Annotated in this window: 24 protein-coding genes and 1 tRNA gene; 11 read left to right on the top strand and 14 right to left on the bottom strand. The window is 44.5% G+C overall.

Going from position 1 to position 25,877, the window contains the following annotated elements; all coding sequences use genetic code 11:
- Positions 1–165 precede the first annotated feature (165 nt).
- The 3 genes from AB6E52_RS14955 to AB6E52_RS14945 all read right to left on the bottom strand — a co-directional run bounded on the left by AB6E52_RS14955 (position 166) and on the right by AB6E52_RS14945 (position 2,452).
- On the bottom strand, positions 166–960 hold the full coding sequence (locus AB6E52_RS14955) for a class III extradiol ring-cleavage dioxygenase (RefSeq protein WP_017068662.1): 795 nt from the start codon (positions 958–960) through the stop codon (positions 166–168).
- Complete coding sequence (locus AB6E52_RS14950; RefSeq protein WP_017039294.1) at positions 957–1,910, bottom strand: glutathione S-transferase family protein; 954 nt, start codon at positions 1,908–1,910, stop codon at positions 957–959. The genes AB6E52_RS14955 and AB6E52_RS14950 overlap by 4 nt, the downstream gene beginning before the upstream one ends.
- A gap of 89 nt (positions 1,911–1,999) precedes the next feature.
- The gene (locus tag AB6E52_RS14945) at positions 2,000–2,452 is read right to left on the bottom strand and encodes a DoxX family protein (RefSeq protein ID WP_017037256.1); all 453 of its coding nucleotides are present in this window, start codon (positions 2,450–2,452) and stop codon (positions 2,000–2,002) included.
- A 144-nt stretch (positions 2,453–2,596) separates the two neighbouring features.
- Between AB6E52_RS14945 and AB6E52_RS14940 the strand changes: the two genes are divergently transcribed.
- On the top strand, positions 2,597–3,508 hold the full coding sequence (locus AB6E52_RS14940; RefSeq protein ID WP_102320037.1) for a LysR family transcriptional regulator: 912 nt from the start codon (positions 2,597–2,599) through the stop codon (positions 3,506–3,508).
- A 222-nt stretch (positions 3,509–3,730) separates the two neighbouring features.
- Here AB6E52_RS14940 and AB6E52_RS14935 read toward each other — a convergent pair whose 3' ends face one another.
- The 3 genes from AB6E52_RS14935 to AB6E52_RS14925 form a co-directional block, all read right to left on the bottom strand.
- Positions 3,731–4,048, bottom strand: a complete 318-nt coding sequence (locus AB6E52_RS14935; RefSeq protein ID WP_017068659.1) for a hypothetical protein — start codon at positions 4,046–4,048, stop codon at positions 3,731–3,733.
- On the bottom strand, positions 4,048–4,533 hold the full coding sequence (locus AB6E52_RS14930) for a DUF4405 domain-containing protein (protein WP_032546226.1): 486 nt from the start codon (positions 4,531–4,533) through the stop codon (positions 4,048–4,050). The genes AB6E52_RS14935 and AB6E52_RS14930 overlap by 1 nt, the downstream gene beginning before the upstream one ends.
- 296 nt (positions 4,534–4,829) lie before the next feature.
- Entirely contained in the window at positions 4,830–5,330 is a 501-nt protein-coding gene (locus AB6E52_RS14925) for a nuclear transport factor 2 family protein (protein WP_017068657.1), read from the bottom strand.
- 191 nt (positions 5,331–5,521) lie between these two features.
- On the opposite strand from AB6E52_RS14925, the gene AB6E52_RS14920 reads away from it, so the two are divergent.
- Together AB6E52_RS14920 and AB6E52_RS14915 are read left to right on the top strand one after the other, a co-directional pair.
- Positions 5,522–5,743, top strand: coding sequence for a LysR family transcriptional regulator (locus tag AB6E52_RS14920; protein WP_372055728.1), 222 nt, complete (start codon positions 5,522–5,524; stop codon positions 5,741–5,743).
- A 28-nt stretch (positions 5,744–5,771) separates the two neighbouring features.
- Entirely contained in the window at positions 5,772–6,767 is a 996-nt protein-coding gene (locus tag AB6E52_RS14915; RefSeq protein ID WP_102320038.1) for an ABC transporter substrate-binding protein, read from the top strand.
- Positions 6,768–6,867: 100 nt separating this feature from the next.
- On the opposite strand, the gene AB6E52_RS14910 is transcribed toward AB6E52_RS14915, so the two are convergent.
- The gene (locus tag AB6E52_RS14910) at positions 6,868–7,719 is read right to left on the bottom strand and encodes an SDR family oxidoreductase (RefSeq protein WP_017068687.1); all 852 of its coding nucleotides are present in this window, start codon (positions 7,717–7,719) and stop codon (positions 6,868–6,870) included.
- A gap of 326 nt (positions 7,720–8,045) precedes the next feature.
- Between AB6E52_RS14910 and AB6E52_RS14905 the strand changes: the two genes are divergently transcribed.
- Entirely contained in the window at positions 8,046–8,186 is a 141-nt protein-coding gene (locus AB6E52_RS14905; RefSeq protein ID WP_081325182.1) for an MbcA/ParS/Xre antitoxin family protein, read from the top strand.
- Positions 8,187–8,999: 813 nt separating this feature from the next.
- Positions 9,000–9,090 (top strand) — tRNA-Ser (locus AB6E52_RS14900).
- Positions 9,091–9,165: 75 nt separating this feature from the next.
- Here the strand turns inward: AB6E52_RS14900 and AB6E52_RS14895 are convergent.
- Together AB6E52_RS14895 and AB6E52_RS14890 are read right to left on the bottom strand one after the other, a co-directional pair.
- Positions 9,166–11,292 carry a methyl-accepting chemotaxis protein gene (locus tag AB6E52_RS14895; protein WP_102320040.1) on the bottom strand — a complete coding sequence of 709 codons (2,127 nt, stop codon included), beginning with the start codon at positions 11,290–11,292 and terminating at the stop codon, positions 9,166–9,168.
- A gap of 193 nt (positions 11,293–11,485) precedes the next feature.
- Positions 11,486–12,406: a histone deacetylase gene (locus AB6E52_RS14890; protein ID WP_102320041.1), complete on the bottom strand. Its 921-nt coding sequence runs from the start codon at positions 12,404–12,406 to the stop codon at positions 11,486–11,488.
- Positions 12,407–12,668: 262 nt separating this feature from the next.
- Here AB6E52_RS14890 and AB6E52_RS14885 point away from each other — a divergent pair, with 262 nt between their 5' ends.
- Positions 12,669–13,355, top strand: a complete 687-nt coding sequence (locus tag AB6E52_RS14885) for an SDR family oxidoreductase (protein WP_017059372.1) — start codon at positions 12,669–12,671, stop codon at positions 13,353–13,355.
- The gene (locus AB6E52_RS14880; protein ID WP_102320042.1) at positions 13,333–14,364 is read left to right on the top strand and encodes a DUF3080 domain-containing protein; all 1,032 of its coding nucleotides are present in this window, start codon (positions 13,333–13,335) and stop codon (positions 14,362–14,364) included. The genes AB6E52_RS14885 and AB6E52_RS14880 overlap by 23 nt, the downstream gene beginning before the upstream one ends.
- An 18-nt stretch (positions 14,365–14,382) precedes the next feature.
- On the opposite strand, the gene AB6E52_RS14875 is transcribed toward AB6E52_RS14880, so the two are convergent.
- The 3 genes from AB6E52_RS14875 to AB6E52_RS14865 form a co-directional block, all read right to left on the bottom strand.
- Positions 14,383–16,377 carry a DNA topoisomerase III gene (locus tag AB6E52_RS14875; RefSeq protein ID WP_017063444.1) on the bottom strand — a complete coding sequence of 665 codons (1,995 nt, stop codon included), beginning with the start codon at positions 16,375–16,377 and terminating at the stop codon, positions 14,383–14,385.
- 115 nt (positions 16,378–16,492) lie between these two features.
- On the bottom strand, positions 16,493–17,041 hold the full coding sequence (locus AB6E52_RS14870; RefSeq protein ID WP_017059376.1) for an NAD(P)H nitroreductase: 549 nt from the start codon (positions 17,039–17,041) through the stop codon (positions 16,493–16,495).
- A gap of 207 nt (positions 17,042–17,248) precedes the next feature.
- A complete protein-coding gene (locus tag AB6E52_RS14865; protein WP_170967980.1) occupies positions 17,249–19,258 on the bottom strand; it encodes an NADPH-dependent 2,4-dienoyl-CoA reductase in 2,010 nt (669 codons plus the stop codon).
- A 279-nt stretch (positions 19,259–19,537) separates the two neighbouring features.
- Here AB6E52_RS14865 and sppA point away from each other — a divergent pair, with 279 nt between their 5' ends.
- Positions 19,538–21,388: a signal peptide peptidase SppA gene (gene sppA / locus AB6E52_RS14860; RefSeq protein ID WP_102320043.1), complete on the top strand. Its 1,851-nt coding sequence runs from the start codon at positions 19,538–19,540 to the stop codon at positions 21,386–21,388.
- 118 nt (positions 21,389–21,506) lie between these two features.
- A complete protein-coding gene (ansA, locus tag AB6E52_RS14855; RefSeq protein ID WP_019823767.1) occupies positions 21,507–22,523 on the top strand; it encodes an asparaginase in 1,017 nt (338 codons plus the stop codon).
- Between the two features lie 143 nt (positions 22,524–22,666).
- On the opposite strand, the gene AB6E52_RS14850 is transcribed toward ansA, so the two are convergent.
- Complete coding sequence (locus tag AB6E52_RS14850; RefSeq protein ID WP_010437067.1) at positions 22,667–22,948, bottom strand: YeaC family protein; 282 nt, start codon at positions 22,946–22,948, stop codon at positions 22,667–22,669.
- Positions 22,949–23,061: 113 nt separating this feature from the next.
- Between AB6E52_RS14850 and AB6E52_RS14845 the strand changes: the two genes are divergently transcribed.
- On the top strand, positions 23,062–23,868 hold the full coding sequence (locus AB6E52_RS14845) for a DUF2989 domain-containing protein (RefSeq protein WP_102320044.1): 807 nt from the start codon (positions 23,062–23,064) through the stop codon (positions 23,866–23,868).
- 175 nt (positions 23,869–24,043) lie between these two features.
- Here the strand turns inward: AB6E52_RS14845 and msrB are convergent, their stop codons facing one another.
- Positions 24,044–24,481 carry a peptide-methionine (R)-S-oxide reductase MsrB gene (msrB, locus tag AB6E52_RS14840; protein ID WP_080582205.1) on the bottom strand — a complete coding sequence of 146 codons (438 nt, stop codon included), beginning with the start codon at positions 24,479–24,481 and terminating at the stop codon, positions 24,044–24,046.
- Positions 24,482–24,800: 319 nt separating this feature from the next.
- Here msrB and gap point away from each other — a divergent pair, with 319 nt between their 5' ends.
- Positions 24,801–25,796: a type I glyceraldehyde-3-phosphate dehydrogenase gene (gap, locus tag AB6E52_RS14835; protein WP_017059382.1), complete on the top strand. Its 996-nt coding sequence runs from the start codon at positions 24,801–24,803 to the stop codon at positions 25,794–25,796.
- Positions 25,797–25,877 lie beyond the last annotated feature (81 nt).

Raw genomic sequence — 25,877 nt, 5'->3', positions numbered from 1 at the left:
GATAGCGATAACATTTTTAGTCAACATATTGGAACCCTCGGTTTTTTCTCACACTCCTAAGTCTAGATTGCTAAGGAGGGAGTGGATTCCATACATCATGTTAGCCTTGCAGTTTATACTTATCTTGGTTGATGCTGTTTTTCTAAACTAAAGTAATGTTATTGCTCACTGAGACCAAACATAACTCTCCATTGAAATGGAGTGATGCAAGATTGGACTTTCCAACACCGTAAGATTATCAGCGTCATCTTTTGCTCCCATAGCAATAACTAACGGCAAATAATGCTCAGAGGTAGGATGTGACTTCGCATAGTGAACAGACTTAACGTGAGGCTGTTTTGCCTCCGCTAAATTGCCTTCAAGAGCGATTTTCCGTGCCCAATTTTGGAATTTGTTTGCATAATCTGCGACGCGCTCGTGACTCATTCGAATGTCATATAAATTGTGCGTCAGGCTACCTGAGCAGATAACCGCAATATTCTGCTTACGCAATTGTTTCAAGGTATTACCGAGCTTTTCTAGTTCATCTGGTGACAGATCAACATTCAGCGACAATTGCACTATTGGCTTGTCTGCATTTGGGCGCAGGTGATACAGCGGTACCCAAACACCGTGATCCCAGCCTCGGTAATTGTCCGCCTTAGTTTCGAAACCATTGTTGGTTAATAAGTCGATGACTTTATTACCAACAATGTGTGAGCCCATCGCAGGATAGTTCAATTCGTACAATTCAGGTGGAAAGCCACCAAAGTCGTGAATGGTTTCTGGTTGGTCGTTGGTGATAACGACATTACCGCGGGCAACCCAATGTGGTGATATCACTAATATAGCTTCCACATCATCAAATTTAGCTACTTGATGGGTTAAATTATCGGTCGCCTGTTGTTGAGCCTCGATGCTTGCGCCTAACGCAAACATCGGAGAACCGTGACCAACGAACATCAGAGGTGCTAGTTTCATACTCCCTCCGGTAAATATTTAAACCAATCCAAGTACGGCCCCTGAGGAATTATGCCAGATGGATTTAGCGCAGTTACCGAGTAATAGCCCGCTTTAATATGATCGACACGAGTGTTTTTCGCAAAGGCTTCGATTTGTAATAAGCGGTCCAAATACGCTGACAACGCAGGGTAGTCAGAGATGGCTTTGATGTTAGTTTTAAATAGGCCATGGTAGGCCACATCAAATCGGATCAAGGTAACGAATAACCGAATGTCGCTTTCGGTTAGTTGGTTGCCAACGGCAAAATCGTTATTCGCAAAATGTGTTTCCAGTTCTTCTAAGCGAGCGAAAATATCAACCATGGCTTCGTCGTAAGCTTTCTGGCTTGAAGCGAATCCTGCGCGATACACGCCATTGTTTAAGCTGTCGTAGATACTGGCATTAAACTCTTCAATTTGTGATTGCAACTCAGTCGGGTACAAATTGATGTTTGAATTATGAATCGGTCTTAAGTCTTCGTTCAAAATATGAAGAATATCAGCAGACTCGTTGTTGATGATTTTGTTATCACCACAATCCCAAAGTACAGGCACAGTCGCTCGACCAGTGTATTGGTCATCAGTCATCGTATAAAGATGGTGAGCGTATTCCACTCCCTCAATGCCACTCTCTGTAGAGCCTACCGTTGAATCAGATTCACCCCCAAATTGCCAACCGAAATCTGTTAGTACTGGGTCTAAGATTTTTACGTCAATTACATCTTCTAAGTTAAACAACGAGCGAGCAATTAATGTGCGTGTTGCCCAAGGACAAATGTAAGCAGCATAGAGTCGCAAACCTTTATCGACTGCTGACTGTGCATCGTCAATGCGATTTGTGAATGCGCTGCTTTGGCGGATGAAGCGGCCTTCACTGTCTTTCTCTTGAACGGGATCCCACTTGCGTTCCCACTTACCATTTACCAACATAATCTTTCCTTATTTCGAAGAGCCCCTTGCGAGCGTACGCCATGGGCGTCTGTTGTTTGTCTAATTTGTTTCGAGTCCAATAGCTTTTATTAAGCGGTTTTGGTTGCACCAAGTAAGCGGTTATCAATGGCAAACTTTCCGCCACCTTGAATGGCTAGCGCTAAAGTGGCAGCGAATAACGCCAAAGCAAACTCGTAACCGTTATTGCTGATAAATAAGCCATGGCTGATGTGAACGCTGAAGATTGCCACTAACATGGCAAATGCATTGACCAGTGCTGCTGGGCGAGTCAAAAGGCCAAATATCAAGGCTAAACCTCCGAAGAATTCTGCACTGCCAGCCATCAATGCCATTAGGTAACCGGGTGCTAGCCCAATGCTTGCCATCCATTGGCCAGTACCTTCAAGTCCATAGCCACCAAACCAGCCAAACAGCTTTTGCGCACCATGTGCAGCCAAAATGATTCCTACCGGAACTCTCAGTACTAGTGCCGCAAAGCCAGCATTGGATTGAATTACTTTGTTAAAAATGTGCTTGTTCATGGTATTTCCCTCAGAGTTGATTTATTCAAGTAAGTCTTAACTTGGGAATAAGATTAATCTTTCTCCTTTAGATGATAAATGGCATTATCATTGAATGATTTCCAATGTATTGTTGGTAATTGACTTATTAAAAGGATTTGTTTAATGGATAGGATTGACACCATGAAGGCGTTTCTCACGGTCTCTAGAGAAGGCAGTTTTACCAAGGCAGCAGAGAAACTGGGAACGTCAAATCAGTTGGTCAGTAAGTACGTATCTCATTTGGAGGAACAACTCGGGGTACGCCTGCTTAACCGCACGACGAGAAAAGTACACCTTACAGAAGCGGGCGAGCGATGTGTGCAACACGTTCAGCACATTTTGGAAAGTATTCAAGACATGGAAGGGAGCATGGGGCAGTTAAAGAATGAGGCGCAAGGTTTACTGCGTATCAGTGCTCCTGTGACTTTTGCTACCAAGCATCTCGCTTCACTTATTCGGGATTTTAAGCAGCTCAATCCGGCTGTGGGTATCGATTTGCAACTCAACGATCGGAAAGTCGATGTGGTTGAGGAGGGCTTTGATTTAGCGTTACGGATCGGGCAATTAAAAAGCTCATCCTTAATTGCAAAGCGTGTTGCTCCGGTTCGGTTGGTTATGTGTGCTTCCCCAGACTATCTTGAACGGCATGGAACGCCAGAGCATCCGGAACAGCTTATTCCAGAGCATCTGCTAAGCTACAGCTACATGGATTACAGTCAATCCGAGTCCCCACTTATGAATGCGCTGAAGCGCTCGTCAAAAGAGGAGAGTTCCGGTATATCCTGCAACAACGGCGATATCCTCGTTGAGTCCGCTATAGCGGGAGAGGGTTATGTTTTTCAACCCACTTTTATCGTGTCTGACGCAGTAAAGAAGGGCCAACTTAACGTTATTCTAAAAGAGTTTGAGCCAGAACCCATGGCGCTATATGCGGTGTATCCGCACCGTAAGCTGATTGCGACTAAGTTGAGTGTTTTTATTGAGTTTCTCAGTGACTATTATGGTGATTTACCGTATTGGGATGATGTTTTTTAAGACTTGAACGGCTCCTGTAGTGGCTAAGTGAACTTGCCCACGTAGTTAGAGGTTTGCAATACCTGAGTTAATCCTTTAAATGCTAATTTAGCAGAATCACTGACTCATAAATGTCCAACTCCGTGCTGACTGGGTAGATCATCGTAAGGCAGACCTGCCCCAGCTAGTTCACTGACAGCGCGCGCGTCGAATGTTAGACGCACTGGCTGAGACATTGCTTGACTAGTGGACTGGCCGAGTAGGCTTGTTTTGGTTGTCGTGTGTACGTTTTTTGAAGACAAAAGCAGAGAGCTTTAACACGCCATAACACAAAAAGGCGGGCACCATGGTCAGCACAGTAAGCTTAACAAATGAGACGCCGAAAACCGCTAACCCAGATAGGTTTCGTTTTCCTTCTTCGAGTGCAAGCTCGGTTGCTGCACTATTTATTGTTCCTGCCCAAGTTGATAGCTCTAGGGTCCACATTACTGCGCAGATGATAAGCGAGATGATTAAGACAATAGCAGAGCGCTGCTTCCAACGATAAACGAGATATTTCATTATACACCTGCCTTAGTGTTGTGTTTCTGTCTCATTTTTCTGCTCACACCTTTTATCCACTGCCAGTGCAGAGCGAGATGGATACCAAGCATTGGCATCACTAGGTTTCCTAGGTCATGATGTAGCTTGGACCAAACAGGCAGTATCTCTACTGGCATACCTAGCTGAGGTAGCAAAGCTTCGGAAACTAAGAATCCGCTGAGTGTTGCCATCAGCATGACCAAGTAGAACAAAGCATCCCAAACCGCATTGAATCGATCTTTAGCAGATTGTTTGTGGATGAAATTTTTTGGAAGAGATACCATCCAGTTCCAATGCAGTAGTAAGTGGATAATCAAAGGAATAATAAACAAAAGGCTCAGCCATTCGTGAGCTGCTACACCTGTTGCTTTGGGGATACAGACTAAGATAAAGCCGATCAGCAATAGGATGTCCATGACATACTGAGTCTTTACCAAACTGTCTTTCCATGTACGGGTTTGCATGATCAATTGCCTGATAGGTTGTTAAGCCATAAAAATTCATGCTTATAAACTATCAAGTTGGCACCTTGATTCAACTGATTTTACAGTCATTTACAGTTAGAAATGCCGCGCGTCTTGATAGCACGGCATTTGTGATCGGCTCCAAATAGATTGAGTATCAAATTAAGCGACTTTTCATGCCTTAAGAATCGGGCTTTTTACCAGTTTATGTCCCGTCCTGAAATGTGTTTACACACTGAGAGGTAGCCTCTCAGTGTTAAGTCAATTCTTAGTAAAATCAAACATGTTTAGAGTTGTTATTTCTCTGTGTGATAGGCTTTTGAGACAGCAAAGCTGTCTTCAAACCAGTTCCAACTCTTTACTTTCCCATCGACGACTTGAACGCGCACAGCCCAACTAAATTTTCCAGTGTCAGCGCCAGTGTTGTTTGCTGTGGCACTCATGGTCCCCATAAAGACGGCTTGATCACCGTTGGCAAAACTATAATCTGTAGTCCAGCTCGTTGTTTTTAATCCAGCACCAAAGCGAGGCAAGAAGGTATTTAAAACTGTTTCTTTAGACTCCCAGTTACCAATCCAAGGAATAGAATCATCTCCTTCATTATGCCAAACAAAATCGTCAGCCATTAGAGTACTTAGCTTTTCCATATCCCCAGATCCAGCAGCCCACAGAAAAGCTTGGGCAACCTCTAGGGTTTTTGCAGATTGTTCTGCCTTAGATTTATCCATGTCTGTTGCGTAACTTGCTTGAATTACTGCGAATAAGCTGAAATATATCACTAAAATTGTTTTTAACATTACGTCTCTCCGTTTAGTTGAACGTAGGATGAAGCAAACGACTCCCTCTGTAAAAGTAGAAGTCGAATAGAGCTGAATCAAATGTATTGAGCTTGATGGTACTGTGGTAGATAAGGGAATTTGGGCAATAGGCTTTGCAATAAAGCTGATCAGTCAAATTTTAAGAGCACAAACGAGCCTAAAATGATTTCTTGTCCAGAACTGCAAGGCGCATGGGTAAAACAATCAGTGCGATTTCAAAAAGCATGCAGAAAATTTGTGAAGAGCTAGATGATGAGTTACTTGTACGTCAATCATCTGGATTCCAGCTCACTAACTCAATGTCTAGGGCTGCTGGTGCGGATCACAAATCGTTTAAATTTAGATCTCAGTCTCTTTTCTCCGTCGAACATTTCTGTTTCTATAGCGAATAAGCTTCTGACAAGAAAAGGAATTACGTCAATGCAGAATAACAAATCCATGCTTTCCATCGCAGTACTTGCTGCGTTTTCTGTACACGCTAGTGCTGACGAATGCGGAGAGATCACCATTGCAGACATGAACTGGAACTCGGCGAGCCTTATTGCTCATGTCGACCAATTCATTTTGAATAACGGCTACGGCTGTGCAGCGGATTTAATCCCCGGTGATAGCGTCCCTACGGGCACGTCAATGATTGAAAAGGGTCAACCTGATGTTGCGCCTGAGCTTTGGACTAACGGCATCAAAGAAGCGTTAGATAAGGGTGTGGCGGATAAGCGGCTACGTTACGCAGGCAAGTCTTTAGTAAACGGCGGTGAAGAAGGTTTCTGGATACCTAACTATCTTGTTGAACAATATCCAGAGATGACGACAATCGAAGGTGTCATCAAACACGCTAATCTATTCGCACACCCAGAAGACGATGAAAAGTTCGCATTCTATAGCTGCCCGGCAGGATGGACATGTCAGATTACTTCCGAACACTTATTTAATGCTATGGGTTTAGATAAACATGGATTTGAAATGGTGGACCCGGGTTCAGGTGCTGCACTAGCAGGAACCATTGCCAAAGCTTATGAGCGTGAGAAACCATGGTTTGGTTACTATTGGTCACCAACACCTGTGTTGGGTAAATACGATATGGTTAAAGTTGATTTCGGAAGTGGTACCGACATTGAGGAATTCCGTAACTGTACGACACAACCCGATTGTGAATCTCCTAAAGTGACCATGTATCCACCAGCACCGGTTCACACTATCACCACAGAAGCCTTTGCTAATAATGAGCATCTTGCTTACCAATACTTTGAAAAACGTGGTTTTACCAATAAACAAATGAGCGAGTTGTTAGCCTGGATGGAAGACAACCAAGCCGACGCCGAAGAAGCCATGTATTACTTTCTAGAAAGCTCACCACAGGTATGGAAGCCTTGGGTATCAGCAAGTGTCGCCACCAAGGTAGAAGAAGCCCTATAAGGCTTATCAAAGCTAATAAAGGTTATTCCAACAACGAGAAAGTCTGGTCAATTGCCAGACTTTCTATCTTTTGAACGCCATAAATGAGGGCGTTCAGAAACTATTGATGAGATTTAAGCTCTGAAAAGTAATCTTGCCAGCTAACATGCTTGCGTCCTGCAGCTTGTTCGAAATGACTCGGGTTATCTGACTTCCCTTCAAGGATGCCTTGATAAATACCAGCGATAACCGTTCCAATAAAGTCACCCAACTCAGCCACTCTGTCTAGTCGATACTCTTCAACGCTCATCGACGTGAATGTAAGGTTCGTCCCAAACGCACTATTCATGTAATCAGTGAGCTGTGCTTGAGTAATGGCATCGCCGTGTAGATTGTAGGTATTGCCGTTATGTATATCTTCAACAAGCATGCGGGCGTAAGCGTAACCTAGCTCTTCTCGGGTTGTATAACCACACTGGCCTTCACCTGCGCAGTTAAAGATGCCCCCCGCTTTCTTATAACTATCAATGTATTCGATGTCAGGTTCGATATAGATGCCATTACGGCCGTTCACCCATTCAAGTCCGCTCTCACGAACATCTCGCTCTGTTTGACGATTACTTTGAATAACAGGGGAAAATGCCGTGTTCTCCTCGGCCCCTTGTACGCTGGTATAAACAATCTTTCTCACGCCAGCCTTTTTGGCAGCTTCAATCACATTACGATGCTGTCCAATACGTTTATCCGGAGCATCCATACCAGACACTAGCAACACAACATCCACACCTTGCAATGACTGTTCTAGCTGCTCAGCATCCTCATAATCGCCCGGACGCACTTCGACACCCAAGCCGAAAGCGCGCTCTGGTGTTCTTGCTAGAGCAACGACTTGATTTTTCGAGGTTAATTTGACGGTGGCTTCTACAATAGCAGAGCCCAACTTCCCACTTGCGGCAGTAACAGCAATCTTCATCCTTTGTCCCTCTTGGTCATCTAGCAGTTATCTTCGTACATTTAGTAATATACTAGATCATTACAAAAACAGTGTACGTCTTCATAGCCGTTTTTGTTCGCGACCCGAATAAGGAAACTCTCTAGAGTCTCATCGTTGTGTGGTTTTGGTCGCTGTAGAAACATAATTAAATTACAGGCTCGTAACCCCCAAAAAAGTATTAATTTAGCCGATTGAACTTTAAAAAATGTTTGATTTTGATTGTGTGCGTAGACTGTCCGCTCGCAAATAGAAACTGTGATGTGATTAGGTTCAGATAAGTGTTTGCCCAAAAGCGTGCCAGTGATATGGATATGGCGGAGGAATGGCTCTGCACCCCTAAATATTTCCTCAACCATGAGACGCCTCTAGATGCTCTCACTACGCCTTGTGGAGCTAATCGAGTCGTTGAAGCGATACAACGAATTAAGCTTGGTGACTTCTCTTAGCAATAGCAGACACTTGGTATGGATAAATTCAGCTTAAGCACTACTAATTCAGGAGTAAAGACATATGGTCGATTTTATTCAAAGCAACATTGCCATTCTTATTGGTGTAGGAGGAGGTATTTTTACTGGGATGGTTTTAGCATTGTTGTATGTACTGAAGAAGGTGATTTCAGAACGTCGAAAATAAACCTCTTCACTGCACTATTGGCCAAATAGTATTTGATTAACGATCTGGTTTGTGATTTGATGTATGTGAATCACATTTGTTCAATCCGATTTTTCTAGTTATCGGGTAACATCCTGAAAAAATTAAGGATGTTTTTAAAAGAGTTCAGGCTAGATAGGGTTCAAATCCCTATCCCTCCACCACTTTAAAGAAAGCCGCTGAGAAATCAGCGGCTTTTTTGCATCTGAAGCTTTTTAAAATATAAAGCTCATCTAACAAGACTCTACCCACCCTCATTTTAAGCCTATTCACTTTATGCCTAGTTTTAAATTCCGAGCTCAGAGTTCTAAGTTAAAAGCTCTTAGTTAAAAGTCCCTAGCTGAAAGTTCTTATGCCTAAGCCACTCCCCTCATAACTTTGCCTGCGAACCAATTAGATACTTTCTTTTTTATGACACAGAAACACTTCACGTATAACAAAAGTTGGGAATACTTGGCTTATTGAATATTAGATTTTGTCGGATTCTTAATAAACCGAACAATAAATAATCATTCAGAACAAAAATACCAAAAAGCGTTCATAAAAAAAGCAGTCAGTTAATAAGGGTATTTACAAGCGAAAGCCACCCTTATATTATACGCGCCATTGGAGGGATGGCTGAGTGGTCGAAAGCACCGGTCTTGAAAACCGGCAACCGTTAATAGCGGTTCTAGGGTTCAAATCCCTATCCCTCCACCACATTAAAGAAAGCCGCTGAGAAATCAGCGGCTTTTTTGTATCTGGCGTTTGCGTAAAGAACTTACGTATTTTCCACTACGCCACCTTTCGGCTCACTTCAAAACGCCCAATCAATTGGTCTAAACGGCTCAATGCATTGCCCATCAAGGACACTCGACGTGCGAGTTGCTTAGTAGACAGTTGTAAGTCAGATATTGAACGTTGGGCTTTATCTGCCGTTTGTCCATTTTTCTGACTGTTTTCATCTAAGTTAGACATCGTGGTAAAGAGGTCACTCACCGCTGATTGAATTTGCTCACTGCGAGCATTTGAGTCGACTGTTAAGTTTCCTTTACTCACATTCTCGACACCTCGCTCCATGGACTCAACAGCACTGCGAGACTTACTATGCAGCTCTTTCATTAGGTCACTAATATGGTTAGCAGCTTGTGAAGTTCGGTCAGCCAGAGTTCTTACTTCAGAAGCGACGACAGAGAACCCTCTCCCGTGTTCACCTGCTCTTGCCGACTCAATGGCCGCATTCAAGGCCAAAAGGTTAGTCTGCGCGGTAATGTCAGTAATGATATCTATAATGTCAGACACCTTAGTCATTTCATTATTCACCTCATTCACGCTATGCGCCGAGCTTTCTACGATATTGCGAACAATCTCCATGCCTTCGACGGACTGATTGTACTCCTTCTCTGCGCTCAGGACGGCTTGTTTCATCACCGTGTCCATTTGCGTTGCTGAGACACTCGCATGAGTAATTTCGCTCTGTTGATACTGACTCAACTGAAGCATATTGCTTAACGCTTGTGATGCATCATCACTGGTTTGCTTCATCACGACACTGCGACGAAACATCGATTCCGAAACCTCTCTAACTTCGTGACTCGCATGGATCAACTCACTCACCGTGTTATCTAAATTGTCGATAAAACTGTTAGTCCAGCGCCCTAAGTTGCCAAGTTCATTATGACTGAATGTGGTGGGATCAAGTCTCCGACTTAAGTTGCCATCACCTTCAGCTAAGGTCTGCATTACCCCGGTCATTTCATGAATCTTCTTCGCTAGTGGTTTGGCGCTAACTAAACGGAATAAGCCCAATGAAAGCAACGCGCAAGCGAACATAATGCCACTCTGCATAAAAGGTGTGAGTGTATAAAGGTTGGCAAACAGTAATGGAACAAATAGAGGCAGTAGCATGCAGCTGATAAAGTGCTTAGATAAGGTATAACTTAGACTTCGGTCTCTGTAGACCTCTTCTAAATCGGACTCACACATCATGCCAAAGGTATCTGGTGAACCATCCAATTGAAAAGTGATACCTTTGCCAATAACGGGTATGTGGCGATAGTCAGAATACCCCGGATAACCAATAAACAAGTTATTGCCATTTTTAATGGTTTCTCTTACGCCTGGGTGAAGCTGATTAGTGGCTGGGTCTGTAAAGCGAATCTCAAATTCGGTGTGGTGCTGGATCTTAACCGTTCCCCAATCAGTATGAATCCCTTGCTTTAAGTTCTCGCCGTGTGAAAAGGTATTATCTTCAAAGCGAGAACGAGAGAGCGCAACACCCGGCTGAGTATGAGGATCATGAATGGAGTCGACCATAAAGATATAGTTATCACCCGACTCGCTATAAATATGCCCCGCTTCTCTCTGAATAATGTCACCAATAACATCATTTGGAACACGACCACATAAGAATTGTTGTGGCCCTTCATCCCGAGAAAATGGGACATAAAACATCAACGTCACTTGGTCATGAAACGATGAACTCGAGGCCCCTACGTTCAACGTGCGTGGATCCATATACGGCCCATGAAGATAACGCTTTGAAGCCCCTTCAACTAAAGCCTTCTTGTCTCCAAGAGTAACCCCTATATGTTCATGATAACTCGATGCTTGTGCGATCCCCTTGGCATCGACGATCGCCAACTCAGAAAAATCCGTACTGCGTTTAAGAAGACTAGCTAACGTCCCCTGAGCTTGTTCTTCCGTTCGACTTGCTAAATAAACCGCAGAGTCTTCTAAAAAATCCCATTGATTCTTGACCCAATTATGCAGAAGTTGAACTCGCGTGTGAGCAATACTTTCAAAAGCTTGTTCAAGCTCTTCCGTCCTACTTCTATTGAGGAAACAAGCTCTGCGCATAGCCAGTTTTCCTGTTGCGCCAAACCAATTAAGCCAACTACGTTCCTTGTCCGTCAGGTTCATTTTTATCCCTTGTGTTTTTATAGACACATGGGTAAAGCAATTTACAGACCACAATTAATCACACAAATACGTAACTAATTAATAAAAAAGAACTTTAAATGATCCATAATGGTGCAGCTGTGTCTTTTATGGTGCAAAAGGCGCTTATTTCACACCATCATTTCAATGAACTATCAGCCGCTAATTTGAGAGGTTAACCGTGAACATGATAGGCCGCTTTTAACAGCTGCATGTGAATCGGCACCAGATCTTGGTGTTTAGTGCGGTACCCGCCACCGACTACGCAAGCCATCGGAATAGACTCTGATTTCGCTAATTCAATCATGAAACAGTCGCGTTCAAATATCCCTTGTGTCGAGACATTCAAATAACCCAGTTCATCGTCTTGATGAATATCTATCCCCGCATCATAAATAATCAGATCAGGTTGATGGTGAGCAATCGCTAACTTAGTGACTTGTTCAAAACAACGTAGGAACTCTTCATCTTCTGTTTCACGACTTAATGGCACATCTAAATCGGATAGCGGCTTTCGTGCAGGGAAGTTTTTATCGCAGTGGAACGACAGAGTAATGATGTCGTCGTTGTCTTGGCAAAGAGTTGCTGTGCCATCACCATGATGAACGTCGCTATCAACGATCAGCACTTTATCGATATGTTCAAAGGTCAGCGCGTGTTTTGCCGCTAAAACCAAATCGTTCAACAAACAAAAGCCACTGCCAAAATCATGATGCGCATGATGATAACCACCACTCAAATGAATCGCTAAACCACTCTCTATTGCCATTTCAGCGGCCAAGCAGGTTCCACCACTTGAGTAGAGTGTTCTTTCGATAAGTTGCTCGCTCCACGGGAAACCGATACGTCTCATCTTTGCTGCAGGTAACTTACCAGACACGAGCAAATCAACATATTCGCTATCATGTACCTGTTTTACTTGCTCAACCGAAACCAGCGTTGGTTGGCACACTTCAAACTTGCACTTCCATCGAGGTTCGCTATTCATCAGCGCCTCAACAGCACTATGCAACAACTGATATTTGTTGATTGGGTAGCGATGACCTTCTGGTAAAGGTAACTGTGAATAGATTGGGTGGTAAATTAAAGGAATCATAATCAGGCTAATTGCGTATCTTTCTCAAAATCATAACAGTCTCAAACTTGGCGACAACCTTAATTAATGATAATGGTTATCATTGTTATTAATTATAAAGTAGAGACCATAATGAAAAACGTAATACTCATCTTTGGGGTGATCTGCGGCTCAGCGGCAGCAGTAATGATTTTTGTAGGAATGCTAATGGCCAGTTGGTGGAGCGTTGATTTTCTCGTGTTAAGCCATCAAACTTAACTAATTGAACTGAAAAGGAATCACCATGAGCGTTATTTTTATTACTGGAGCGAACCGCGGCATTGGCTTAAGCCTGACTCGACAATACTTGGAAAGTAATCACAAGGTGTACGCGACTTATCGTGATGACAATTCAGCAAAAGAACTGCTCTCACTCGCAGACCACAACACCAACCTTACCTGCATTCAATTAGAGATAACCGATTACCAAGCAGTAAGCCAACTCCCTTCGCAAATAGAGTCGATTGATATCTTGATCAACAACGCTGGCTACTATGGCCCTAAAGGCTACGGGCTGGGTAATACCGATGTTGAAGAGTGGCGTCGTGTATTCGAAGTCAACACCATCGCTCCACTAAAGCTTGTCGAAACGCTATTGCCTTTACTCAAAGACAGCGATATCAAAAAGGTCGCTTGTTTATCCTCTAGAGTCGGCAGTATGTCAGAGAACACCTCAGGCGGCGGTTACATCTATCGCTCCTCTAAAGCCGCTCTAAACTCCGTGGTGAAGAGCCTAAGCAACGACTTAACCGATGATGGCTTTACGGTGTTAGCACTGCATCCAGGTTGGGTGCAGACTGAAATGGGTGGCCCTAATGCTCTGATCGACACCGACACTTCAGCTTCCGGCCTGATTGAAGTCATCGAGTCAGCGAATACCGAAGTGAGTGGTCACTTCTTCAATTTCGATGGCAGCGAAATTGACTGGTAATCCACAGATGAATGCAGGGCATCTCTCAAACCTAGTTAAGCACTCAACGCTGTTTTGTCTAACAGTGATGCTAGCTGGCTGTTTCAGTGATGGCCCCGGCGACTTGTTCGACGACTATCAAACAAAGATAGCCAGAGTACAAGATGCTGACGAGATAATAGAGGAATGGGAATTTGAAAGCCTACCGAGAAAACGAGAACTGCTGCTTGACGTGCCCTCACTCTCTATCGGCCTCATCGACAGCTACCAGCTTCGTCAGTGTGGATTGTTCAATCTGATTGCAGAAAGAAATTCGGTTCTGGGCAAGGTCGCGGATGAGTTTCGTAATTACGATTATCAAGTCGCGCTACTTGAAGGCGTGGGCAAATGTTTATCCAGTAATGAATTAGACCCAGAGATCGTAGAATTACTAAGAGAAATTGAGCAACAGAAACTCGCACAGTTTCCACTGCATCAATGGAATCTCATCTATGCCAGCGATGCTATGCAGTCTCAGATGCGTGGTAGTCAGTGGTTACGCACTGATATCGGCGATCAGGTACGACAAACCAGTGATGCTTTAGAACATATCAACCAAGCGTTAAACGTTCCGCTCGTCTCGGGCAAGACTACTGAAGTTCAAGAAGTATTAGAGAAGAGTTCGACCCTTGGGGATTTATACTACTCGCTCGCTCGGGCGTCAGTTGAGCTTGATACCATCACCAAACAGCTGACAACTTTTGATGACAAGATCATCTGTGGTAAACAACGAGACACCACTAAGTTCCGCTATCTCAACAATGTGTTCGAGCAACAATACATAGGTAAGGTTCAGCCTTACATGGCGCAACTGGATGGCTACTATCAGCACATAGCCCCGCAACTAGGAATGTTTGACGCGCAACCTGAACTGCACAGTTATTACTTTCCCATCCAAGATGCACATCAAGCCTTTCGATCATCCACTCGTCGCCATGTTGACTATTGGCAGCAACTGTTTAAACGTTGTGGCCGTAAAGTCGGTCGCTAATCCTAACCTCAATAAGTCTTAGCTTTTAGTGCTCTTTTTAGCGGAAGTACCTTTCTTAGCATACGTACCTGTCTTGGCGTAAGACTTCTTCGCCCCACCGCCTTTACGGCGTTTGAAGGCAGGTCTCTCGACTTTAGGAAGGTGGCGGAGTGATTCAGGAACTTCTCCCGTTTTTACTTTACCCATTAAACCATCAATCTTGCTTTCTAACGCTTGCATGAAAGGCTGATACGCTTGATTTCGTTCTGCCATGCCTTGCAGCTGGTGCTCCCAATGTGCCGTCATGTCTGGGAAGGTAGAATCCTCAGGTAAGGCATGAATCAAGCCTCTGCCCGCAGGGCTACTGTGAATACTCTTACCTTGGCGCGTTAGCAGCTGCCTTTTGAATAGAGTATCTAGAATACCCGCACGGGTTGCTTCTGTGCCAAGGCCATCGGTTTCTTTCAAAATGGCTTTGAGATCTTTGTTCGCAACAAAACGCGCGATACCTGTCATCGCTTGAAGCAATGTCGCTTCCGTGAAGTGTTTTGGTGGCTCAGTTTTCTTATCACCAATCACGCCTTCACGGCACGTCAACACCGTACCTTTATCCAATGGAGGAACCGTATCCGTGCCATCCCCTTTTTCTTCGGTATCCGTTTTACCCATCAACACCTTCCAACCGGGGTTGATAAGCTGACGCCCTTTTGCGATGAACACGCCACCAGCGATATCAAAGACCAGCTTAGCATCAGCAAAAACCGCAGGTGGGTAAAACTGCATTAGATACTGACGAGCGATTTGCTGATAGATTTTCATCTCGTTGGCAGACAGGCCGTTCACCGATGACTTCTTCGGAGTAGGAATAATCGCGTGGTGAGCATCGACCTTACTGTCGTTCCATGCTTTTGATTTAAGAGAAAGGTCCGCACCTTGAGCGCCACTTTGCAGCTCTTTCGCATTGTTAGCGATAGCATCAACGATCGATTCTCGCTGCGAGTAGTGCTCTTTAGGTAGATAGCGGCTATCAGAACGTGGGTAAGTGATGAGTTTGTGTTTCTCGTACAATGACTGACACGTATCTAACACCTGTTGAGCACTCATACCAAAACGCTTAGACGCATCAATCTGCAAGGCTGACAGCGAGTAAGGCAGTGGCGCAGCTTGTTTACTTTGCTTTTGCTCTGATTCCGTCACCGTCGCGGGTTGATTCGCAATTCGGTTAGCCACATTCTCAACCAGCTTTCGATTGAGCACGCGCCCTTCTTCATCTTGCCATGGTTTACATGCTTCGCTTGGCTTCCAACGCGCACGAATATCAAAGCTCTGGCCGTGATTTTGATAAGGGATCAAAGCGTGCAAAGTGAAGTAATCTTTCGGAATAAAGTTTTCGATCTCTTCATCGCGCCTTACCACCAAACCAAGTACAGGCGTTTGTACTCGCCCGACCGACAACACACCTTGGTAGCCAGCCTTTTGACCGAGTAAGGTATAAGCACGAGTCATGTTCATGCCATACAGCCAATCGGCTCTAGAGCGCGCTAATGCGGAAATAGAAAGCGGAATAAAGTCACGGTTGCTGCGCATTTGAGAAAGTGCACGTTTTACGGCAGGTAAGTTCAAGTCGCTGATCAGTAGCCTGTCCATCGACTCTTTCTTAGCCTTAGAGACTTTGCAGTAATCAATCACTTCATCAACCAGCAACTGCCCTTCTCTATCCGGGTCTCCGGCGTGAACAATTTGAGTGGCGTCCTTCAATAGCTTTCGGATCACCGTGAGCTGTTTGCTTGAAGTCTTACGCGGTCTTAGCTGCCATTGCTCCGGCACGATAGGAAGATCGGCTAAATTCCACTTCTTATAACGGTCGTCATAAGCATCCGGCTCAACCTGCTCCAATAAGTGTCCAATACACCAAGTCACCACATCCCCATTACCACATTTGATAAACCCTTGGTCTTTCTTCTGTGGATTCGGTAGTGCGGCGGCAATCGCGCGGCCTAGGCTTGGTTTTTCAGCAATGATAAGACGAGACATGTTTTTCCAGATGCTACAAACAATTAGGGCCACATTATCTAATGTGGCCCTAATAAATCAAGAAAAACTGGTTGTTTATACAGTTAGCATTCAACTATTCAAGCTTCAGCTTTCTTTATAAAAACTCAACGAACTTAGAGAAGTCGCGCTCTGGCACTTTCATTGGTGTACAGCCTGGAGTGCCTAGGTATAGGAAGCCAACAATTTCATCGTCGCCTTCTAGGCCAAATGCTTGGTGTACTTCTGGGTGGAACATCCATTTACCTGAGCGCCAAAAGCCTTGGAAACCTTGTGCGACTGCGGCCATTTGCATCGCCTGTGCAGCACAACCCGCAGACAGATGTTGTTCGATAGCAGGCACTTTCTCGTGCTCAGTTACTTTGGCAATCACAGTAATCACCATCGGAGCTCGGAACGGCGCTTTTTTTACTTTCTCGATAACCGCTTCTTCGCTGTCATCCGCTTCAGCGGCGCGCACCAAGATGTCTGAAAGCTTTTGTAGGCCTGAACCTTGCGCGATAACAAAGCGCCATGGTGTTAGTGCACCGTGGTCTGGAGCACGCAGCCCTGCTTTGATGATGTTTTCTAACGCCACACCTTCAGGTGCCGGATCAGAGAGTTTTGCGATTGAGCGTCTGTTGAGCAATAGATCCAAAGCATCCATTTGAAGTCCTTACTATTTCTTTATTATTTGTATACTTGAACTTTAGCACAGAATACAAACGATAATAAATCTCAACGGCTGTCCATTTAGGCTAGATTAGAAACAATAAAGGCTCCTAAATCTATGACTTAGGAGCCTTGTTCAAAATCTAACTCAGCAAATTAAGTAACAATATCTACCGATAAGATTACAGTTTGATAGCTGATTCTATAACTTAATCGCTAGCTCAACACCTTGACGAATTGCGCGTACTGCATCCAATTCACCCGCGTAATCGGCGCCGCCTATCACATGCAGTTTGCCACCAAACTCTTGCCACATGTCTTCGAATGGACGAACTGACACCTGACCTGCACATACGATAACCGAGTCAGCATCCAGCACCTGCTCTTTCTTACCAACGCTGATATGCAGACCTTGGTCATCAATCTTGTTGTAGCTTACACCGCCCAGTAGATTCACACCTCGTTTCTCTAGCGTGCGTTTGTGAATCCAGCCCGTTGTTTTGCCCGGACCTTTACCAACGCGCCCCGCTTTACGCTGCATCACCCAAACCGTTTTGTCGCTGAATGAATCCGGGTAAGGATACAAACCACCTGGGTGTTCCATGTTCTTATCGATGCCCCACTCATGCAGCCAATCATCTAGGCTGTGTGACGCCGGCTCGGTGAGCATGGTTGCCACATCGACACCGATACCACCAGCACCAACAATCGCGACCTTTTCGCCTACTGGTGTCTTTTCGCGAATCAAGGTTTGGTAATCGACCACGTTTTCTTGGTCAATGCCCTCAATATCGAGCTTTCTTGGCTCTACGCCAGCAGCCATCACCACTTCATCGTACTTCAACAACATCTCAAACGTTGCTTCCGTATCCAGTTTCAGATTCACGCCGGATGCATCGATTTGGTTAGCAAAATAACGAATCGTTTCTCTGAACTCTTCTTTGCCCGGTATCTGCATTGCTAATCTAAACTGGCCGCCGATACGGTCATTTTTCTCAATCAAGTCAACCTTGTGTCCACGCTGGGCTAGTGTCGTCGCACAAGCTAAACCGGCTGGGCCTGCGCCAACAACCGCAATGGTCTTAGTCGCTTGCGCTGGCTGAACAACAATTTCAGTCTCGTAACAAGCGCGTGGGTTCACCAAACAGCTCGCACGTTTACCTTTAAACACGTTATCAAGGCAAGCTTGGTTACAACCGATACAGGTATTGATGAACTGAGCTTGGTCTTGAGCTGCTTTATTAACAAAATCCGGGTCTGCCAAGAATGGACGCGCCATAGACACCATATCAGCCTGCCCAGAGCTAAGAATACGTTCGGCCTCTTCTGGCGTATTAATTCGGTTACATGTCACCACTGGGATCGACACGTATGGTTTCACTTTTTCCGTCACCCAAGAGAATGCACCACGTGGTACTTGTGTCGCGATAGTCGGAACACGCGCTTCATGCCAACCGATGCCGGTATTGATAATAGTCACGCCTGCTTCTTCCAGCTTTTGAGCCAATAGAACAACATCTTCAAAGGTGCTGCCTTGCTCAACCAAATCCAGCATCGACAGTCGGAAAATAATAATGAAGTCGTCACCCACTGCTTCGCGAATCGATTTAACAATCTCCAGCGGGAAACGCATGCGCTTCTCATAAGAACCGCCCCATTCGTCGTAACGCATATTGGTACGTTTACAGATGAATTGGTTAATCAAGTAACCTTCAGATCCCATAATCTCAATGCCGTCGTAACCCGCGACTTGGGCGAGTTCGGCACTGTTGGCAAAGGCACCAATGGTCTTTTTAATCTGACGAGGGCTCATCTCACTTGGAGCGAACTTAGCGATAGGCGCTTTAATGCCAGACGCACTTTGCGCAAATGGGTGCATCGCATAACGACCTGCATGCAACAATTGAAGCGCAATTTTACCGCCGTGCTTGTGGACGGCTTCGGTAACAACTTGGTGCGCTTTAGCGTGCTTTACTTTACTGAATTCAGCACTGAATGGGGTTAATCTGCCACGTAAATTAGGAGAGAAACCACCAGTAACAATAAGGCCAACGCCTCCTTTTGCTCGCTCTTCATAAAACGCGGCGAGTTTGTGGAGACCTTCTTTATTTTCTTCTAAACCTGTATGCATTGATCCCATCAATACACGGTTACGTAACTGGGTAAATCCAAGATCGAGTGGTTCAAGTAAATGTGGGTACATGGCAGACATCACTTCTATTATTTTATCCTTGTGGTCTGACCACAGTATAGTTCAATCACCAAAAGTTCAAACAACCGTTTACATTTTTGTAACACCGATCATAATGCTGCACGTATTAATCGTTCAGAAGCCCTTAATTTGACTACACTTAATGAGAATATATATCGATTAACAATTCTTGGTGTAGTTTGAGCTTGGGAATTATCGTAGGATACTAAGCAGTTCATATTATTGAGATTAATGGTACTACGGCTTGTTAAAGCGACGTGATCTCACTGCGGAGACAGAATGAAAAAAATATTCAAATTTATAGGCATGTTCTTTAAAGGGATTTGGAAGCTCATTACGTTTGTACGTCTTGCGCTGGTTAACCTAGTCTTTTTACTCAGTATCGCCATCATCTACTTTGTGTACTTCCATTCAGATACGGCTCAACCGACGGTTCCTCAGGATTCGGCTTTAGTGCTTAATCTGTCTGGCCCTATTGTGGAACAAAGCCGCTATATCAATCCGATGGATTCGGTCACAGGTTCACTACTTGGCAAAGACCTTCCAAAAGAGAACATCCTGTTTGATATCGTTGAAACGATTCGCTACGCAAAAGACGATGACAAGGTTACTGGTATCGTTTTAGCTCTCAAAGAGCTGCCAGAAACCAACCTGACCAAGCTACGCTACATTGCTAAAGCATTGAATGAGTTCAAAGCAACAGGCAAACCGATTTATGCGGTGGGTGACTTTTACAACCAAAGCCAATACTACCTAGCCAGCTACGCAACTAAGGTCTTCCTATCACCAGATGGTGGGGTTCTTCTTAAAGGCTATAGCGCTTACTCGCTTTACTACAAAACGTTGTTAGAGAAACTAGACGTAAACACGCACGTGTTCCGTGTGGGCACTTATAAGTCAGCTATTGAGCCTTTCATTCGTGATGACATGTCAGACGCAGCGAAAGAGTCCGCTTCTCGTTGGTTAAGCCAACTATGGGGTGCGTACGTTGATGACGTCAGCAACAACCGTCAAATAGACGCTAAGACACTGAACCCAAGCATGGACACCTTCTTGAAAGAACTTGAGTCTGTGGACGGTGACATTGCAAAACTGGCCGAGAAACTTGGCTTAGTGGATGAGCTAGCGACACGCCAGCAAGTTCGACTAGAGCTTGCCGATGTTTTCGGCAGTGACGGCCAAGACAGCTACAACGCGTTTGGTTACTACGAATACCGTACAACCATGCTTCCAAACATGACTAGTGAATCACACGACGTTGCCGTGATTGTAGCGAGCGGCGCAATTATGGATGGCAAGCAACCACGTGGCACCGTTGGCGGCGATACCACAGCAGCCCTACTGCGCCAAGCACGTAACGACGATAAAGTGAAAGCGGTTGTACTTCGTGTCGATAGCCCAGGTGGCAGTGCCTTTGCTTCTGAAGTTATCCGTAATGAAATAGAAGCGATCAAGCAAGCGGGTAAACCGGTTGTTGTGTCGATGTCGAGCCTTGCTGCTTCGGGTGGTTACTGGATCTCGATGGGTGCGGATAAGATCCTAGCTCAGCCAACCACACTAACGGGTTCAATTGGTATCTTCAGTGTTATCACCACCTTCGAAAAAGGGTTGAACGATATTGGTGTTTACACTGATGGCGTTGGCACCTCACCTTTCTCAGGTCTTGGTATTACAACTGGACTTAGCGATGGCGCGAAAGACGCGTTCCAAATGGGCATTGAAAACGGATACCGCCGATTCATCAGCCTAGTTGGAGAAAATCGCGGTCTGGAAGTCGATGCTGTCGACAAGATTGCTCAAGGTCGAGTTTGGACAGGTCAAGATGCGATTCAGAAAGGCTTAGTCGATGAGATTGGTGATTTCGATGATGCGGTTGCAGCTGCGGCTTCACTTGCAGAGCTTGAAAGCTACAACATCTACTGGGTTGAAGAGCCACTTTCGGCCACTGAACAATTTATTCAAGAATTTATGAACCAAGTTCAGATGTCGATAGGCCTAGATATTCAATCGATGATACCAAGCAGTTTACAGCCTGTTACTCAGCAGTTAGCTCAAGATAGCCAGCTGTTAGGCAACTTTAACGACCCACAAGGCCGATACGCTTTCTGCTTAAATTGCCAAGTTCAATAAGTTGAGCCAATAACTCAATAACTAAGGGGTGCCTCTGTGTGAGGTGCCTCTTTTTATTGCATGATAATTCGCTATAATCGCCCCCCTGTTCCCTACATCACACTAAGTATTAATCGCCATGGAAAGAAAACACATCTATATCGCGTACACCGGCGGCACAATTGGCATGCAGAAGTCTATTGACCACGGCTATGTTCCTGTCGCAGGTTTCATGGATAAGCAGCTAGCTGGCATGCCTGAATTCCATCGCCCAGAGATGCCTGAGTACACCATTCACGAATACTCTCCATTAATGGACTCTTCAGATATGACGCCACTTGATTGGCAGACTATCGCTGATGACATTCGCGCGAACTACGATAAGTACGATGGTTTCGTTATCCTGCATGGCACAGACACTATGGCTTACACTGCCTCTGCACTGTCTTTCATGCTTGAAAACCTCGGCAAACCTGTGATTGTTACGGGCTCTCAAATCCCACTAGCAGAGCTTCGTTCAGACGGACAAGCAAACCTGCTGAATGCGCTACACATTGCAGCAAACTACCCAATCAACGAAGTGACACTGTTCTTCAACAACAAGTTGATGCGTGGTAATCGCAGCACAAAATCACACGCAGATGGCTTCAATGCGTTTACGTCTCCAAACCTGAATCCTTTGCTAGAAGCGGGTATCAATATCCAACTTAGCAATAATGTAAAAGTAAACGAACAACCTGAAGGTGCTTTCAAGGTTCATAACATTACTCCGCAACCTATCGGCGTAATCACAATGTACCCAGGCATCTCACACGAAGTTATCCGTAACACGCTATTACAACCTGTTAACGCGATGATTCTGCTTACTTTCGGTGTGGGTAACGCACCACAAAACCCAGAACTGCTTCAGCACCTGAAAGATGCCTCAGAGCGCGGTGTTATTGTGGTGAACCTAACTCAATGTTTGGCTGGTAAAGTCAACATGGGTGGTTACGCGACAGGTTGTGCACTAGCAGAAGCGGGCGTGGTGAGTGGTTACGATATGACACCAGAAGCGGCACTGGCGAAATTGCATTATCTATTAAGCCAAAACCTAGGCTACGAAGAAGTGAAGGCTCAGATGCAACAAGTATTGCGCGGTGAGATGAGCTTATAACCTGTTCAAGGATTCACGTTAAAGCCAGTTATTCTATGAAAGTAACGGCGGCTTAACGTGAACTAAATCGTTTTATTGCTTATAAATAAACGAGTTAAACTAAAAGGGGTGGCACATTGCCACCCCTTTGTTGTAATTTAAGCTTAATGATTCGGGTTAACCCTAACAATGTCTTCTTGATCTGACTTAAACTGTTTCTTTAGTTCAGACTTAGATTTAAAGCTAATCTCACCACCAGCTGCAATTGTCATATGTTGAGCTTCAGAGTTATGTTTAGATTGGTATAACATAACCGCTTGCATACACGAGTCGCGCTGTTCTTTTGAGAGCGCCGTACCTTCTGGCCATTTACCCGTTTCAACTGCGTAGGTTAAACGTTCGTAGACCTCGGGTGTCATTGCGCTAAGAAGTTGTTCTGCATCCATGGTAAAGCCTTAGTTTTAACAATTTTCACCAGAAAATAACCCGTAACAGAATTGAGTCAAGAACCTGACCAATAATAAGTGCATCTGATCACAAGTGAAGGAATATGAAAATTATGAAATGGTTGGCGATTAGCCTATTGCCTTTCACTCTGGTTGGGTGTCTTGAAGGGAACAAAAATACCGATCAACTGTGCCAAAGCAATCCGGGTCTTCAGTGTGAACAATTGAACATGAACGATGGGCAATGTCGTGTCGCACGTACCGACCTCATCTGGCATCGATTTGAAGTTCAGAAGCAACCCACCGAAATCAACAAAATTAAAGAATTCGAATTAGTCACTGCCTACAAAAAGTGCCTAGAGCTCGCGGCACAGATCGAAACGATCGATCAATCTAAGCTGCAAGAGCGTCGCTTTACGGCATTAATGCACAGTATTGAAGAGTCAGAACGAATCGTTAGTGAGCTATCTCAATCAGACACACCAGAAACACTCTACTTCTTGTGGTCACAAACTGGTGATACTAATGCAAGACGCAGCTTCTTACAGTTAGAAGGAACTGAAGCATTAAATACGGCGGAGATGCAATATGCTCTAGCGACTTTCTATACCACGAGAGATCATGCCAAGACATTGAAGCTACTCAATAATGCGCTAACCTTGTCGAATAACTCGGTTGTTAATACTGAGATATTTAAGTCCATGGCTAGCATCAATCACAGCTTAGGCCATAGAGAAAAGGCGTACGTATGGGCAATGGTAGCCAAAGACTTTGACGTGCCGATTGCTTCTGAAGCCGAGCTCACGGTGTTGTACCATTTCGACAAGGCAACCTATAAGAAGCTAAATAAAGACGCAGATAACATCGTCGAAGCGATTGAGGATGGAATTTACAGCCCTTCAATCGTCCCGAGTTACTGATCGCTTCATTTATAGTGTTCTTACTTAAGCTTGTTATTCACCTGCTTTCAAATAAAAACAGCTACCTTTTTAGTAGCTGTTTTTATTTGTACTAGAGTTAAATCTGAAACCTTGGGCGTTTCAGCCTTCCTAAATCGACAAATGCGACCTGTAAGGATTAGACAATAGTTACAAGTTATTTCGTACTTTCGTCATTTTTGTTGAAAATTAACGACACTGAATTAACACAGAACCGTTCACCTGTGGTCTTCGGGCCATCTGGAAAAACGTGACCTAAATGGCTATCACAGGCGGTACAACGGATCTCTACACGCTTCATTCCGTGACTTAGATCTTCTATATAGCGTACTGCTTCATCATTCACTGGGGCATCAAAGCTTGGCCAACCACACCCAGAGTCATATTTGTTATCCGACAGAAACAAAGGGCTTTCACAGCATGTGCAGCTATAGACGCCTGTCTTATGGTTGTGCAGTAACTTGCCGCTATATGGGGCTTCAGTACCACGCTCACGACACACTGAAAATTCGTCGTCCGTTAGGCGCTCACGCCAGTATTCATCAGGCTTTATCATATTTCCTCCCTTTTGAATCACGTTAATATCTCTCCACATTCTCAGTTATTATATTTACTTTTTTCTATAAAGGCTTGCATATGAGTCGTTTTGTAGCACATACTTTCTCACCAGGAAACATTGTACATATACACTCATAAGTGAATCATCATTTAGGGGTATTTTACCCAACTGGAAGGGTACAGAGCCACTTGCAATGGTCAATTTTCAACCACTTACACCCAATTGTTAAGAAAAGCGTCGCTTTTTTTTGACATTAAACAAGTTAAGTCGGATTATCTATTGCAGATGTATACTGGATTCTGTAATTTTACTACCAGTTATCTTTAATCAGAAATTAAGTTGTGGAGCAACTACAATGACTATCAAAGTAGGTATTAACGGTTTTGGCCGTATCGGCCGTTTCGTATTCCGCGCAGCTCAAGAGCGTGCAGACATCGAAGTAGTAGGTATTAACGATCTAATCGACGTAGAGTACATGGCATACATGCTTAAGTACGACTCAACTCACGGCCGTTTCAACGGTACTGTTGAAGTTGAAGGCGGTAACCTAATCGTTAACGGTAAAACTGTACGTGTTACAGCTGAGCGTAACCCAGAAGACCTTAAGTGGGATGCTATCGACGTAGACGTAGTTGCTGAAGCAACTGGTCTTTTCCTAACTGACGAGACTGCACGTAAGCACATCACTGCTGGCGCTAAGAAAGTAGTTCTTACTGGTCCTTCTAAAGATGCAACTCCAATGTTCGTAATGGGCGTTAACCAAGCATCTTACGCTGGTCAAGACATCGTTTCTAACGCTTCTTGTACTACTAACTGTCTTGCACCTATCGCTAAAGTACTTAACGATAAGTGGGGCATTGAGTCTGGTCTTATGACTACAGTTCACGCTACTACAGCAACTCAAAAAACTGTAGATGGCCCTTCTGCTAAAGACTGGCGCGGTGGCCGTGGTGCTTCTCAAAACATCATCCCATCTTCAACTGGTGCTGCTAAAGCTGTAGGCGTTGTTCTTCCAGAACTAAACGGCCTTCTAACTGGTATGGCTTTCCGTGTACCAACTGCTAACGTATCTGTAGTTGACCTAACAGTTAACCTAAAAGAAGCTGCATCTTACGAAGAAATTTGTGCTGCAATGAAAGAAGCTTCTGAAGGCGAAATGGCTGGCGTTCTTGGTTACACTGAAGACCAAGTAGTATCACAAGATTTCATCGGTGAAGTTCAAACTTCAGTATTCGATGCTAAAGCTGGTGTTGCTCTAACTGACAAATTCGTTAAAGTTGTATCTTGGTACGACAACGAAATCGGTTACTCAAACAAAGTTCTAGACCTAATCGCTCACATCTCTAAGTAATTTCTTTTTAGAAATCGCTTTAGATAAGCATTAGCAAAGACTGTTTTGAGCAGACTTTGAAAAAGGCGACCTTAGTGTCGC

This window comes from Vibrio sp. 10N.247.311.13 (genome assembly GCF_041467595.1).
Classification (GTDB): Bacteria; Pseudomonadota; Gammaproteobacteria; order Enterobacterales; family Vibrionaceae; genus Vibrio; species Vibrio crassostreae_C.
The sequence above is the reverse complement of the archived record's forward strand: the minus strand, read 5'-3'. Positions and strand labels throughout refer to the sequence as shown.

Coding starts and splice junctions, on each gene's coding strand:
- AB6E52_RS14950 (WP_017039294.1), bottom strand. CDS start 1,910: ATGTTGGTAAATGGTAAGTGGGAACGCAAGTGGGATCCCGTTCAAGAG.
- AB6E52_RS14850 (WP_010437067.1), bottom strand. CDS start 22,948: ATGGATGCAGAACAACTTCTTAGCGCAATGACACCCGAGGTCTACGAA.
- gap (WP_017059382.1), top strand. CDS start 24,801: ATGACTATCAAAGTAGGTATTAACGGTTTTGGCCGTATCGGCCGTTTC.
- AB6E52_RS14870 (WP_017059376.1), bottom strand. CDS start 17,041: ATGGATGCTTTGGATCTATTGCTCAACAGACGCTCAATCGCAAAACTC.
- AB6E52_RS14955 (WP_017068662.1), bottom strand. CDS start 960: ATGAAACTAGCACCTCTGATGTTCGTTGGTCACGGTTCTCCGATGTTT.
- AB6E52_RS14890 (WP_102320041.1), bottom strand. CDS start 12,406: ATGATTCCTTTAATTTACCACCCAATCTATTCACAGTTACCTTTACCA.
- AB6E52_RS14930 (WP_032546226.1), bottom strand. CDS start 4,533: ATGCAAACCCGTACATGGAAAGACAGTTTGGTAAAGACTCAGTATGTC.
- AB6E52_RS14845 (WP_102320044.1), top strand. CDS start 23,062: ATGAAATGGTTGGCGATTAGCCTATTGCCTTTCACTCTGGTTGGGTGT.
- AB6E52_RS14880 (WP_102320042.1), top strand. CDS start 13,333: ATGGCAGCGAAATTGACTGGTAATCCACAGATGAATGCAGGGCATCTC.
- ansA (WP_019823767.1), top strand. CDS start 21,507: ATGGAAAGAAAACACATCTATATCGCGTACACCGGCGGCACAATTGGC.
- AB6E52_RS14910 (WP_017068687.1), bottom strand. CDS start 7,719: ATGAAGATTGCTGTTACTGCCGCAAGTGGGAAGTTGGGCTCTGCTATT.
- AB6E52_RS14925 (WP_017068657.1), bottom strand. CDS start 5,330: ATGTTAAAAACAATTTTAGTGATATATTTCAGCTTATTCGCAGTAATT.
- AB6E52_RS14945 (WP_017037256.1), bottom strand. CDS start 2,452: ATGAACAAGCACATTTTTAACAAAGTAATTCAATCCAATGCTGGCTTT.
- AB6E52_RS14875 (WP_017063444.1), bottom strand. CDS start 16,377: ATGTCTCGTCTTATCATTGCTGAAAAACCAAGCCTAGGCCGCGCGATT.
- AB6E52_RS14935 (WP_017068659.1), bottom strand. CDS start 4,048: ATGAAATATCTCGTTTATCGTTGGAAGCAGCGCTCTGCTATTGTCTTA.
- AB6E52_RS14940 (WP_102320037.1), top strand. CDS start 2,597: ATGGATAGGATTGACACCATGAAGGCGTTTCTCACGGTCTCTAGAGAA.
- AB6E52_RS14905 (WP_081325182.1), top strand. CDS start 8,046: ATGGATATGGCGGAGGAATGGCTCTGCACCCCTAAATATTTCCTCAAC.
- AB6E52_RS14895 (WP_102320040.1), bottom strand. CDS start 11,292: ATGAACCTGACGGACAAGGAACGTAGTTGGCTTAATTGGTTTGGCGCA.
- AB6E52_RS14915 (WP_102320038.1), top strand. CDS start 5,772: ATGCAGAATAACAAATCCATGCTTTCCATCGCAGTACTTGCTGCGTTT.
- AB6E52_RS14865 (WP_170967980.1), bottom strand. CDS start 19,258: ATGTCTGCCATGTACCCACATTTACTTGAACCACTCGATCTTGGATTT.
- sppA (WP_102320043.1), top strand. CDS start 19,538: ATGAAAAAAATATTCAAATTTATAGGCATGTTCTTTAAAGGGATTTGG.
- AB6E52_RS14885 (WP_017059372.1), top strand. CDS start 12,669: ATGAGCGTTATTTTTATTACTGGAGCGAACCGCGGCATTGGCTTAAGC.
- msrB (WP_080582205.1), bottom strand. CDS start 24,481: ATGTGGAGAGATATTAACGTGATTCAAAAGGGAGGAAATATGATAAAG.